Origin of the sequence: Lachnospira hominis (ex Hitch et al. 2025) (assembly GCF_040096395.1) — a bacterium.
Taxonomy (GTDB): Bacteria; Bacillota; Clostridia; order Lachnospirales; family Lachnospiraceae; genus Lachnospira; species Lachnospira hominis.
Genome location: NZ_JBBMES010000010.1, coordinates 1 through 13,924 on the forward strand (window position 1 = coordinate 1; position 13,924 = coordinate 13,924).

10 protein-coding genes and 1 pseudogene are annotated in these 13,924 nt (G+C 35.4%); 10 read left to right on the plus strand and 1 reads right to left on the minus strand.

The annotated features are described in order from the left end of the window. From WMO38_RS09575 to WMO38_RS09590, 4 genes and pseudogenes are all read left to right on the plus strand, one after another. A pseudogene (locus WMO38_RS09575) lies at positions 1-1,164 on the plus strand (hypothetical protein); the annotation flags it as partial. Between the two features lie 18 nt (positions 1,165-1,182). After that, the gene (locus WMO38_RS09580; protein ID WP_186836497.1) at positions 1,183-1,641 is read left to right on the plus strand and encodes a hypothetical protein; all 459 of its coding nucleotides are present in this window, start codon (positions 1,183-1,185) and stop codon (positions 1,639-1,641) included. 18 nt (positions 1,642-1,659) lie between these two features. Further along, the gene (locus tag WMO38_RS09585; protein WP_349162438.1) at positions 1,660-3,579 is read left to right on the plus strand and encodes a hypothetical protein; all 1,920 of its coding nucleotides are present in this window, start codon (positions 1,660-1,662) and stop codon (positions 3,577-3,579) included. A gap of 16 nt (positions 3,580-3,595) precedes the next feature. Then, positions 3,596-4,366, plus strand: coding sequence for a hypothetical protein (locus tag WMO38_RS09590; protein ID WP_349162440.1), 771 nt, complete (start codon positions 3,596-3,598; stop codon positions 4,364-4,366). 78 nt (positions 4,367-4,444) lie between these two features. Here the strand turns inward: WMO38_RS09590 and asnB are convergent, their stop codons facing one another. Continuing rightward, positions 4,445-6,298: an asparagine synthase (glutamine-hydrolyzing) gene (gene asnB, locus WMO38_RS09595; RefSeq protein WP_186836500.1), complete on the minus strand. Its 1,854-nt coding sequence runs from the start codon at positions 6,296-6,298 to the stop codon at positions 4,445-4,447. 205 nt (positions 6,299-6,503) lie between these two features. Between asnB and WMO38_RS09600 the strand changes: the two genes are divergently transcribed. From WMO38_RS09600 to hflX, 6 genes are read left to right on the plus strand one after another with little or no spacing between them, the layout of a single operon-like run. Next, positions 6,504-7,715 (plus strand): NADP-dependent isocitrate dehydrogenase, encoded by a 1,212-nt coding sequence (locus WMO38_RS09600; protein WP_021867222.1) that lies wholly within the window; start codon positions 6,504-6,506, stop codon positions 7,713-7,715. A gap of 28 nt (positions 7,716-7,743) precedes the next feature. Further along, on the plus strand, positions 7,744-8,340 hold the full coding sequence (locus WMO38_RS09605; protein ID WP_021867223.1) for a CDP-alcohol phosphatidyltransferase family protein: 597 nt from the start codon (positions 7,744-7,746) through the stop codon (positions 8,338-8,340). Positions 8,341-8,389: 49 nt separating this feature from the next. Next, complete coding sequence (locus WMO38_RS09610; RefSeq protein ID WP_243204224.1) at positions 8,390-8,956, plus strand: putative ABC transporter permease; 567 nt, start codon at positions 8,390-8,392, stop codon at positions 8,954-8,956. Between the two features lie 55 nt (positions 8,957-9,011). Next, positions 9,012-10,817: a glycerophosphodiester phosphodiesterase family protein gene (locus tag WMO38_RS09615; protein WP_021867225.1), complete on the plus strand. Its 1,806-nt coding sequence runs from the start codon at positions 9,012-9,014 to the stop codon at positions 10,815-10,817. Positions 10,818-10,844: 27 nt separating this feature from the next. Further along, positions 10,845-12,656 carry a phosphoenolpyruvate--protein phosphotransferase gene (gene ptsP, locus WMO38_RS09620; protein WP_349162443.1) on the plus strand — a complete coding sequence of 604 codons (1,812 nt, stop codon included), beginning with the start codon at positions 10,845-10,847 and terminating at the stop codon, positions 12,654-12,656. Further along, complete coding sequence (gene hflX / locus WMO38_RS09625) at positions 12,656-13,900, plus strand: GTPase HflX (RefSeq protein ID WP_349162445.1); 1,245 nt, start codon at positions 12,656-12,658, stop codon at positions 13,898-13,900. The genes ptsP and hflX overlap by 1 nt, the downstream gene beginning before the upstream one ends. The last annotated feature ends 24 nt before the right edge of the window (positions 13,901-13,924 follow it).

Here is a 13,924-nt window from a genome sequence, read left to right on the forward strand (position 1 = left end):
GTATCGGCACAGAGCGTGAGAGTAGAAGATATAAAAAATAATGTTTCCGGTATAGAAGATATTGAATTTGCAGGCAACATTGAGGATAGCCAGCCTTATTGGAATTCATCAGCAGTGCATTCTGTAGCAAGAGGCGAGTATGGATATTATTATGTTACATTTGGCAGCGGGGGGCGTAAAATACTCTCTTATATGGATGATGAAACATGCGAGTTAATCCCTCTGTGCAATAATGCACAGTGTGACCACGTAAATTCGGACTGTCCTGCTGTGTTTTCTGATTATTCAGAGGTAGTATGGTATTATAAAAATCATATATATATGATTAAATTCAGTTCAGAGGGACGGGCTGTACTTGTGCAGATTAATCCTGATGGAACAGACAGAAAAGAATTGTTTGATATAGGAAGTGTTCCTATAGACAGTGCGGACGATTATGCTCTTGTATTTAACAATGACTGTGTATATGTATACAACCGTACGGGAAATTGCAGACTGCCTGAGACAGTACAGATAAGCATAAAAAGGTTTTCGCTTGATAATAAAATAAATGAAGATATTATAACGAGTGATGAGCAAAGTGTTTTATTTAATTCTGTAAGGGCATATGGTGATAAAGTTTTCTTTACATATTCAACAACAGAATTTAAAAAAGAGACAAAACAGAATGTTATGACGGGTGATGGCTTATACTGTTACAATGAATCGACAGGAAAAACAACAAAATTAATAGATAAAAACATAAGTGATTATATAATTGATACCTCTGATAATATAATTTATTATTATGTAATCAACGAAGGGTTATATAAATATAAAATCAAAGATAAAGAAGAAAATCTTATATATAAAGCAGAAAGAAATTCGACATTATGTTATATATCTTTTGACGCAGATTATATATATCTTGATAATACAAGATGGTGTCTGTTTACAAGGACTGCAGATTTAACGAGAACATTATATGTTCTTGATAAGGACGGAAACGTAATAAATACAATAGAAACAAGGGGAAGAGTACTTTTTGGTGATGACAGATATAAGCTATTTGAAGTAGGAAAGAAAAAAGAAGTAAAGTATGCAAGCCTGTACAAACTCACATATATAAAGAAATCAGAAATTAATACTGCCGACACTTGGAGTGAATCTGAATGGCAGAAGTAATATAAAAGGGGTGGTTTTATGAAAAAAAGATTAATGATAGTGACATTTATGGTATTGGCTCTAATTTTCACAGCGGGATGTGGAAGTGAAAAAAACGAAGAAGCAGAGCTGGAAACAAAATCAGCAGGATATCACATAATGAACAGAAGAAGCAGTAATATGACGCGTGAAGATGGTTTTTGTGAGACATTTACAAGTTATATTAACGGAAAAACTTTTGAAAAAGGTGACAGATTATCATTAAAAGAGGCATTTGGTGAATATCAGAATGATACGGTAACGCTTAATGATTTCAGAGAAAGCTTATATGCCTGGTTTACAGGTAAAAAAATTCATACAAGTTCTGACCAGGATTACTATGATTATGTAATGGAATTTCCAAAAAGAATGTATATAGAAGCAAGTTACGATGAGAATAAGATATACATTAATGCTTATGTAGATAAGGTGGATGAGCCTGTTATTAATGTCAAGTAATATTTTGTGAGGTTGCCTATGGAATTAAAAAGATTACTTAATATTAAATATATAATTATTGTTTGTGCAGCATTAGTTCTTAATATTATTTTATTTATGTTTCAGGCAACGGCGGGCGGAAATAAAATAAATGAAGACAGCAAAAGAGATTTAAGAATCAGGACAGAGTATATAGAAAATTATAAATCAAATATACAGAATATCGTGGACCGTGCTGAAAAATTAAAAAAACAGAGATTGTTTTCCAATCCGGAATCTTTTTCTTATAAAAATATAATAAAAACAGGAAAAGATTATGAGAAGCTGATTAATATTAATTTGTCGGCAGATAACAGCAAAGCAGTCCGTGCTATATCAAAGTATTCGATGTTTATAGGAATATCGGCAATTTTGACGCTGCTTCTTATGAATAATCTTTTTAAAGAACGGGATAACAATATGTGGCAGCTTACATATATGTCAAAAAACGGACGTGTTTATCTTGGACTTGTGAGAATTGCAGATATATTTATTATTTCATTAATACAGCATTTTTTGCTTTATATTACTGTCGTTTTTACATCATTTATTTTATTTGGCGGGCTTGGTGACTTGTACAATCCGATACAGAATATATCAGAATTCGGACAGTGTACGCTTGTCATTAATAAAGCAGAGTATCTGATTGCTGATTTTTTATTGACTTATTTGTCTGTAGTTGTCGCAACATCAATTATATATATGTTGATGAATGTGTTTAGAAACAGAAAAAATGTATTTATCGGAACAGGTGCATTTGTAATAATTGAATATTTTATATATATAAATACGGAATCCCAGAGTATATATAGATTATTAAAATATATAAATATATGTAATTTATTCAGAATTAATACTATATACATGGAGTACATCAATGTCAATGTGTTTTCGCATGTTGTGTCATTAAGATACGTGCTGATTACAGCGGTAATTATACTGTCAGTTATGATGTTTATGATTTCGGTACTTGTTTATGTTAAAAGGTATCCAAACACCGAAAAAGGAATTATGGCAAAAATTTCTGATAAGATAAATGTGGAATATCAGAAAATTTTTAATAATTATAACAATTTATTTAAGGAAATTCATAAGACACTTCTTACGTCAAAGGGAATATGGCTTATTGCGGCTGCAATATTTGCCGCCGTTTATTTCAGTACGACAGGATATGTTACTTTCAATGATTTGCAGATTCAGAATGACAAATTATATAAAGAACACGGAGGAAAAGATTATACATATATAAAAAATTATGTTGATTCTGTGCTTGAAAAAACGGACAATGCCAATAAGGAACGAATTGAAGCACAGAAAAAATATGATAACGGTGAAATCGATTTTGAAGAATATTTTGCTGCAGTAAGCAATTATAACAGTGTATCAAATTCGTCTGTTGAAATAGCAGAACCGATGGAAAAATTATCATATCTTGCAAAGTTAAAAAAAGAAACGGGAATTGACGGATATATAATGTCTGACAGAGGATATGAGCAGATATTCGGTAAACAAAGTACAGTGCGTGAAATTATTCTTTTAATGTCAACGCAGTTTGTGGTTATGCTTATAGCATTTGCAAGTGTTTATATTGAAAAAAAGTCATCAATGGATAAACTGATTAATTCAAGTTCAGGCGGGTTTAAGTATGTCAACAAAAAGAAGCTGATTTCCGTGGGATTGATAACTTTATTGCTGACTTTGGCGGTAAATATTATCGAATATACAAACCTGATAAGATATTACAAAGTTACATATTTTCAGGCACCCGTGCAGAGTCTTACATTTATGGGTGACATAAAAATTAACGTATCGATTATAGGATGGCTTTTGCTGCTCATTGTTTTTAAGCTTATTATAAGTACAGTGACATTTTCGGTGACATTTATAATTACACGGATGGTGAGCAAATGGCAACATTAGAGAGGGTAAAGAGTTTATGAAAAAAACAATAGTATATTTTATGGCGGCATTTATTTTATTGGGACTTGCAGGTTGCGGTAATGCCAATAACGTCGGTGATAATATTCAAAATAATGAAACAGAAAGTTATGTCAGGGTATGGGATAAAAATCCCAATGTCCAAAGAGTTGATTATACATTAAAGTCATCTGACATATCAAAAAAAGAAACAGATATGATAGAGTGGGAAAAAAATGATATAAAGGCTGTTTTAAAAATTGATGAAGAACAGGATTATTTTACATATGCAGGTGAAAGCTGCACAATAGACAATGCAAGGTTAAGTGTTGCCAAAGGAAGAGAAGCAGATGTCGGATTTGCGGAAGTTGATATTGATAATGACGGGATTAAAGAACTGGCAGTTGAATATATCGTAACGACGGGAACCGCGTCAACACAAAAAATGACAGATATATACAAAAAAGATTCACAGGAAAAAATGACAACATTTGTTGTTGATAACCATAAAATCTCATTCACACATGAACAGGAAGCTGTAATAATACAGACAATGAAGGAATGGGAAGCCCAAGGATTCATGAAGGAAAATAATATTACAGAATTTCCGTTTGCAGAATCTTCAATTTCGTTATTTGATTCTGCTGTGGTTGAATATGAGGGTGAATATTTTATAAAAGTAACATTTGCCACTAATGAGATGAGTAAAGAAAACATGAATCTTAAAACAATTAAAGTTTTGTTGAAATGTCAAAATAATCAATTCGATGTTGTAGATATGTGGTATTAAAGTGTAAAAAACAAGCAAAAAAACAGAGCATATCATTGAACTTAATATATCAATGATATGCTCTGTGAATTTACTGTCTTATGCCGCCGGCAGTTCAGGGTTGTATCCGTCGCCGAAGTAATCGTTGTACCATACAAGGAACATGTATACTGTCCAGATTTTTCTTGAATTGTCTGCTTTGCCTTCTTTATGCTCATCAAGGTAATTGATAAGCGTGTCTGTGTTAAAGTATTTCTTTGCGGCATCGCTTGTAAATGCTTTCTTGATGATATTGTAATATTTTTCATCTTTAAGCCATATTCTGATAGGGACAGGGAAACCGAGTTTCTTTTTCTCTGCTACCATATCAGGAAGATAGCGGTGTGCTGCCATTCTCATGGCGTATTTCGTATTTTGTGCATTTACCTTATATTTTGTAGGAATGTGTCTTGCAACATCAAATACTTCTCTGTCAAGGAACGGAACACGCACTTCAAGTGAGTGAGCCATGCTCATCTTGTCGGCTTTCAGAAGAATATCGCCGATAAGCCAGAAGTTAATGTCAATATACTGCATTTTTGTGACGTCGTCTTTGTCTTTTACCTTATCGTAGAAAGGCTTTGTAAGCTCTGTGTGATTATATTTTCCTGTAGGATTCTTTAATACACGGCTTCTTTCTTCTTCGTTAAACATAAATGCGTTGCCTATAAATCTTTCTTCTACAGGCTTGCTTGCTCTTATTAAGAAGTTTTTGCCTTTGAATTTGAAAGGAATATGCTTTGCACATGCAGCAAGTCCTTTTCTCAGACCAAGAGGAAGTTTCTGGAATCCTGCAAGGTCGTGAGGTTCGCGGTAAATGTTATAGCCGCCGAAGAATTCATCGGCACCTTCACCGGAAAGAGCAACTTTTACATGCTTTGATGCTGTCTGACTTACAAAATACAAAGCAATTGCTGCAGGGTCTGCAAGCGGTTCGTCCATGTGGTACTGGATTTTTGGAATTGCGGCCCAGTATTCTTCACTTGATACAAGCTTGCTGTAATTATCAATCTTAATCTTATCTGATAAAGCTTTTGCATAGTTGATTTCGTTATATTTTTCATAATCGAATCCAACCGTAAATGTCTTGTCGCCATTAAATGTTGCGGCAACATAGCTTGAATCTACGCCGCTTGAAAGGAAAGAGCCGACTTCAACATCACTGATTTTGTGGTGTTCAACAGAATCGTGCATTGCATCGTCAATTTCATTAATCCAGTCGTCAAGAGTCTTTGATTCATCTGCATCAAATTCCGGCTCCCAGTATCTTTTGATATTGAGTTCTTTGTTGTGGAAAGTAAGGCAGTGTGAAGGCATGAGTTTGTATATGCCCTTGAAAAATGTTTCTTCAAGCACGGAATACTGGAATGTGAGGTAATTTTCGAGAGCGACTTCATTTACTTCCTTTTTATATCCCGGATATTCAAGAATACTTTTAATTTCTGATGCGTATACGAGATTGCCGTCAACAACGGCATAGTAAAATGGTTTGATTCCGAAATAATCCCTTGCAGCGAAAATAGTTTCTTTTGCACTGTCCCAGATTACAAAAGCAAACATGCCACGCAGCTTGTTTAACATGTCTTCACCGTATTCTTCGTAAGCGTGTATAAGCACTTCTGTGTCAGAATTATTTGCAAAAATATGTCCTTTTTCAATAAGCTCTTTTCTTAATTCCTGATGATTGTAAATCTCACCGTTGAATGTTATTACAATCTTTTTATCTTCATTAAACATAGGCTGGCTTCCGTTGTCCAGGTCAATAATGCTTAGACGGCGGAATCCCATATATGCTTTATCATCTATATATTGTCCGGCACTGTCCGGACCTCTGTGTACGATTCTGTTCATCATATTAGTAAGAACATCTTTACCGTTTTCAAGGTAACCAGTAAATCCAGCAAAACCACACATGTGTAATCCTCCTTGTTTTTCCGAAATATTTGCATTGAAAAGAATTATAGCAGACAAATGAAGTAAATACAAGCAATAGAGCGTGCAGGGTTTACAAAAATTTTAAAATAAAGTATAATGTTCACAAAAAATGTAACAATTTAACTGTAAAAGCGATTTCACTTTATATGGTTATATGTTAATAGGGAAGAAAGGGAATTGTGGCATGGAAAAGATTAAGATGACAACACCGCTGGTTGAGATGGATGGAGACGAGATGACAAGAGTTCTCTGGCAGTTGATTAAGGATGAACTCCTCACTCCTTATATTGATTTGAATACAGAATATTATGATTTGGGTCTTGTACATAGAAATGAGACTAATGACCAGGTTACTATTGATTCGGCAGAGGCAACTAAGAAGTATGGTGTTGCTGTTAAGTGTGCTACAATTACACCTAATGCAGCAAGAGTAAAAGAATATAACTTAAAAGAGATGTATAAGAGTCCTAACGGTACAATACGTGCCATGCTTGACGGAACAGTATTCAGGGCACCAATTATTGTAAAAGGTATTGAGCCATATGTTAAGACATGGAAGAAGCCTATTACTATTGCAAGACATGCATATGGTGATGTATACAAGGCAACAGAGATGAAGGTGAAAGGACCTGGAAAGGCTGAACTTGTATATACAGATGCTAACGGTAACGAGACAAGAGAACTTATACATGACTTTAAGGGTGACGGTATCATTCAGGGTATGCACAACTTAAATGACAGTATTGAAAGTTTTGCAAGAAGCTGTTTTGAATTTGCTGTTGCCACAAAGCAGGATTTATGGTTTGCAAGCAAGGATACTATCTCTAAGAAATATGACCATACATTCAAGGATATATTCCAGGATATATATGATAAGGAATACGCTGATAAGTTCAAAGAACTTGGAATCGAGTATTTCTATACACTTATTGATGATGCGGTTGCAAGAGTTATCCGTTCTGAGGGCGGTTATATCTGGGCATGCAAGAATTATGACGGTGATGTTATGAGTGATCTTCTTGCTACGGCATTCGGTTCACTTTCAATGATGACTTCAGTGCTTGTATCACCTCACGGATATTTTGAATACGAGGCAGCACATGGTACTGTTCAGAGACATTACTACAAGCATCTCAAGGGTGAAGAGACATCTACAAACCCAATTGCAACTATCTATGCATGGACAGGTGCATTGAGAAAAAGAGGCGAACTTGATAATATTCCTGCACTCGGTGAATTTGCAGATAAGCTCGAAGAGGCTTGTATCAAGACAATTGAGAATGGTGAGATGACAAAGGATTTGGCACTTATTACAACACTTCCAAATCCAAAGACATTAAATACACAGGATTTCATAAAGGCAGTACGTGCTACACTTGACAGCCTTATGGCATAATCATGTGTCTGATTTATGAGGATGAGTTATGAAATTTAAATTTGAGCTTGGAGACTTAATTAAAATACCAAATATATTATGTTATTTGAGAATACTTATGGTTCCGCTCTTTCTTCATATTTATTTTACGGCAGAAAGACCACAGGATTTTTATCTTGCAACACTTGTGGTCATGCTGTCGGGGCTGACTGATTTTTTTGATGGACAGATTGCAAGAAGGTGCAATATGATTACAGATTTGGGAAGAATAATAGACCCGCTTGCAGATAAGCTTATGCAGCTTGCAATGCTTGTTGCACTTACTGTAAGAGTAAAATATATGTACCTTTTGGTTATATTTCTTGTTTTGAAAGAGGTAATATCAGCAGTTACAGGTTTTTTTGTGATGAAATTTGCGAAAAAGAGACTTAATGGAGCAAAGTGGTACGGCAAAGTGTGTACTGCAATTTTATATGTTGTTATGCTTGCACTTGTCGCATTTCCTCAGATGGAGGTTCATGTTCAGGATATTCTTCTTCTTGTATGTGCCGGAGCACTTATGCTTGCATTTGTAATGTATGTAAGACTATACATTATAATGATTGTTGACGCCAGAAATGGCAGAAACGAAAAAATATTATATTAAAATATAAAGACCATATGCAGTTTATATGGATATTTGAATGAGGAAAATTATGGGTTATACTTTTCACGGAATGAATTTCGGACAATTTGCTTTATGGTTTTTTGCGTATAGTTTTTTTGGATGGGCAATGGAGTGCGTTGTTATACGCATCCAGCTCAAAAGATGGGAGAACAGAGGTTTTGCCAGGTTGCCTTTCTGTGTTATATATGGATTTGGCACATTTATTGCGTATAATATTTTTGCTCCGATTGAGCATAATTATGTGGCACTTTATTTTGCAGGATGCGTATGTGCAACGATTTTTGAGTATCTTACAGCCAGACTCATGTTAAAACTTTTTGGTTCGGTATGGTGGAATTATGAACATCTTCCTTTTAACTATAAAGGAATTTTGTGCCTCGAAAGCACATTGGCATGGGGCGTGCTTGCATTGTTTATATTTGGTGTTTTTAATCGTTATGTAGAAGGTGCGGTTAAGATGCTTGATGTAAGAGTTGCATATGCAGCGGGAACTATAATTGTTATAACTTATCTTATTGATTTCACATGGCAGTTTGCACATCAGATTGCAGGTGAAAATAATGATGGGGTTTTAAAAGGTTTTCTAAGAAGATAACCGGTGTCACACATAAAAATGTGCTGCCGTATGATTATGAATTTGGGAGCAGTTTATGTTTAGAAAAATTAAAGATGACTTCTGGATGTTAAGAAGAAGTGGAAGAAACATTTTAGTATTTGAACTTACATATAAACTTGCGGCAACGGCAGTATTTTATCCTATTGCAATTTTAATAATAAATCTTGTTATGAAAGCAGCCGGAGCAAAGTATCTTACGAATGAGTATATAATACGGATTTTCAAGAATCCTGTTTCGTGGATAGTTATGCTTGCGGCTGTTGTTATTTTTGTATTTTATTGTATATATGAGATGTCTTTTCTTGCAGCGTGCTTTGAATTGAAACGGCAGCAGTGTAAAGCATCTGTTCTTGAGATAGCATTTACATCTTTAAAAAGGATGAAAAGGCTCATTAATATCCGGAATCTACCGCTTATTTTCTTCTATTTTATTTCAATACTCGCAATTAATGTAACGATGCTTGGCAGTCTTGTATTGTCAGAAAAAACAATAACTGCTTTCAGAATATATGTAATTAATGGACCTGCAATTGTAAAGGCTGGGCTGGCTGCAGCTGTAATAGTGGTTTATACAATTGTAATAATGGGTGTTTACTCATTTAATATATGTGTGCTTGAGGGTGATAATTTCAGGACGTCATACAGGCAGAGTGCATCAACAGTAAGAAAACATTTCCTGCCTACATTAATGTCACTTATATTATATAATCTGGCAATACTTGCAGTTATAATATTGTTTTATGTAATAATTACGGCTGTTTTGTTTGCCGGAGTAAAAATTCTTAACATGGCTTATATGGGAAGTGCCATATATCTGTCAGTATTAAAAAATATAAGAATTGGCATAAGAATACTGCTTTTATACCTTGCTGTACCAATATCATATACTATGATATCAAGAATGTATTATTATTATTCTGACCCTAAAGAAATTGATTATGTTGTTATAAGGATAAAATCAAAGTTTTTCAGGCTTCAAAGAATGATATATTTTCTGATACTTATAATGTCAATAGGTCTTAACAGTTTTTATGTTGTCAGGACGTTTAACAAAAATCCGTTTGAGAGTATTGCGATATTCCATGAAACAAAAATCACGGCACACAGGGGTTCATCAATAAAAGCACCGGAGAATACAATGGCTGCATTTGAACTTGCAGTTGAAAATATGACAGATTTTATTGAGCTGGATGTCCAGCTGACATCAGATAATGTGCCGGTTATTATGCATGACCGCAGCCTTTACAGAACAACCGGTGTTAATGCAAAGGTTTCAGAACTTACTTACAGCCAGATAAGGGAACTTGATGCAGGCTCATATTTTGGAAAAGAATTTGCAGGCGAAAAAGTGCCTTCGCTGGAAGAAGTATTAAGATTTGTAAAAGGAAAAGCACGGCTTAATATTGAATTAAAAAGCGGAGATACGGTATATACGGCTGATAAAGTGGCAGAACTTATACAAAAATATGATATGCAGAATGATTGCGTTATTACATCATTTGACTATAATATGTTAAAAAGAGTAAAAGAACTTACGGATGATATACAGGTGGGCTACATTTTATCTATAGCATATGGTGATTTTTACAGTATGGATGATGTGGATTTCTTCAGTATGAATGCGTCATTCCTTTCAAAACAGATAGTAGATGCAATTCATAATTCTGGAAAACAAGTATATGCATGGACTGTTAATAATGCAACATCGATAAAGAATCTTACGAATAAAGGCGTTGATAATATTATTACTGATGACCCGGTTCTTGCAAGGGAAACGATATATTCGAGAGATACGAGTGAGACACTTGTAAATATGGCAAAATATGTATTTAATCAGTGAGACATAATGTCCGGAATGGAGACGTGTATGATAAGGGGTATTGGAACTTCAAAAGGTATAGGAATAGGACATGCACTTATAATAGATGAACCTCAGATAGAGGCGAAGACTGAGATTGTGAGTGACACGGCGGCTGAATTAAGAAGATATGAAAATGTAAAAAAGAAGTTTATTGCAGATACACAAAATATAATAGAAGAATTAAAGAAAAAGTTAAAAAAAAATGATAAGACGTCTCTTGTTCTTCAGAATCAGATTTATCTTATAGAAGATATTGAGATGAACCAGCAGATAATCGGATTTATTGAAAATGAGCACCTTTGTGCAGATGCCGCAGTTGACAGAACATGTTCGCTTTATGCGGATATATTTGCCTCGCTCGACAGCGAAGTTATGAATCAGCGTGTGGCAGATATAGAAGATCTGAAGCACAGGATATTATCGATGTTGTCAGGCAATGTCACAGTAGATTTATCAAATCTTGAACCTGATACAATAATAGTTGCAAAGCAGCTTCATCCTTCTGTCACTGCAGCGATGGATACGAAACATGTTGTGGGTATAATTGCGGAAAAAGGCGGTGAGACATCACATGCGGCTATCCTTGCAAGAGCACTGGAAATTCCGGCAGTTTTAAGTGTGAAGGATGCATGTTCAAAGATTGCCGATAATGAAAGCGTTATTGTAGATGGCGAATATGGGGAAGTTTTCTTAAAACCTATTGAGAAGACGGTTCAGATATATACTAAAAAGAAAAAAGAATATCAGAAAAAAGTAAAAGAATTAAAAAAATATATTGATAGGGAAACTGTTACATCTGATGGATATAAGGTGTGCCTTGCGGCCAATATCGGAAATGAAGATGATGCCGTAAAAGGTATGAAAAGCGGTGCTGAGGGTGTTGGACTATTCAGGACAGAATTCCTGTTTATGAATGGTGTTTCAATGCCGGATGAGGAAAAACAGTTTGAGGCATATAAAAAGGCGGCAATAGTTTTAAAAGGAAAAACACTTACGATAAGAACGCTTGATGTAGGCGGCGATAAAAATATTCCGTATATGGGACTTGCAAAAGAAACTAATCCGTTTCTCGGGTATCGTGCAATAAGATTCTGTCTTGGAAGAGTTGATGTCTTTACAACGCAGCTAAGAGCAATATTAAGAGCAAGTGCATTTGGCAAAGTAAGGATAATGATACCGCTTGTAACATCGCTTGAAGAAGTCCTGAGAGTAAAGACACTTCTGAAAAAAGTAAAAGAAAGTCTTGACAAGCAAAAGATACCATATGATAAAGATATTAAACTTGGCATTATGATTGAGACGCCGGCCGCAGCACTTATATCAGATTTGCTTGCAAAGGAAGTGGATTTCTTTTCGATAGGAACGAATGATCTGACACAGTATACGATGGCAGTTGACAGAGGAAATGAAAATGTTGCATATCTTTACTCTGTGTTTCATCCGTCGGTATTAAGAATAATTAAATATATTATTGAAAATGCAAAAAAAGCTGGGATAGAAGCCGGAATGTGTGGAGAGGCGGCAGGAAATCCATGTATGATACCACTGCTTTTAAGTTTTGGGCTTGATGAATTTTCGGTTTCTCCATCCAATGTGCTTGAGACAAGAAAAAACATTGCATCATGGAGCATAAGGGAAGCCGATGAGGTTACGACAAGTGTAATGGCAATGTGTACTGAAAAAGAAGTGGCAAATTACCTTAGTGACTATATTGCAGCAAAAGAACAACGCAGTGGATTTGCTTCGCAAAACAAGGAGGACAAATCCTCTGCTCCTGCAAGGGCAGTCGCATTTGCTTCGCAAACAAGGAGGATATGATGGCTCAGATTTATGAGACTGATGAAGAGATAGAAAGAGTGCTTCTTATAGGAGTTGCACTTGATGATAATGATGAAGCGGAAAGCTCACTTGATGAGCTTGCAGAGCTTGCAAAGACAGCAGGAGCCGTAACTGTGGGCAGGCTGATACAGCCGAGAGAATACTTTCACCCGGCAACTTATATAGGTAAAGGAAAGCTTGATGAAGTACGCCTGATGGCTGATGAGCTTGATGCTACAGGCATTATATGTGATGATGAACTTACACCGGCTCAGCTTAGGAATCTTGAAGATGTTCTTAATCTTAAAATAATGGACAGGACAATGGTTATTCTTGATATATTTGCATCAAGAGCAAACACCAGCGAGGGTAAGATTCAGGTTGAGATGGCACAGCTCAAGTACAGAATGACAAGACTTTCAGGTCTTGGAACAACACTTTCAAGGCTTGGTGGAGGAATAGGAACAAGAGGTCCCGGAGAGAAGAAGATAGAGACTGACAGACGACTCATAAGGGACAGGATATCAAGACTTAACGCCCAACTCAAAGAAATTGAGAATCACAGGGAAATCCAGAGACAAAAAAGGAGTGATTCAACAATTCCTGTTGCAGCGATTGTGGGATATACAAATGCAGGCAAGTCAACACTTTTAAATAAACTTACCAATGCAGGGGTTTTATCTGAAGATAAACTTTTTGCGACACTTGACCCTACAACAAGAGTGTTAAAGCTTCCTAACACGGATAAGGTTCTTCTTACTGATACAGTAGGATTTATAAGAAAACTTCCGCATAATCTTATTGAGGCGTTTAAAAGCACGCTTGAAGAGGCAAAATACGCAGATATAATAATACATGTTGTTGACAGTGTTCATCCTGATATGGACAGACAGATTGCGGCGGTTTATGAGACACTTGATGAGCTTCAGGTTGGAGATAAGCCGGTTATTACTCTTTTTAATAAAACAGATCTTGCCGGAAATGCTGAGACAATAAAGGATATGCGTGCAAAATGCAGCATGAGGGTTTCAGCAAAAACAGGTGAAGGAATAGATGAATTTCTTGATGAACTTGGAAAAATTCTTCGCGAAAACAGAATTCACATTAACAGATGCTTCAAATATCAGGATGCTGGAAGAATACAGCTTATACGTGAATTTGGTACACTTATTTCAGAAGAGTATACGCAGGACGGAATAGAAGTTGAAGCATATGTTCCTAAAGAAATATATGACAAATTATAATATTTTTTAGTGAAAGGGGCAGAA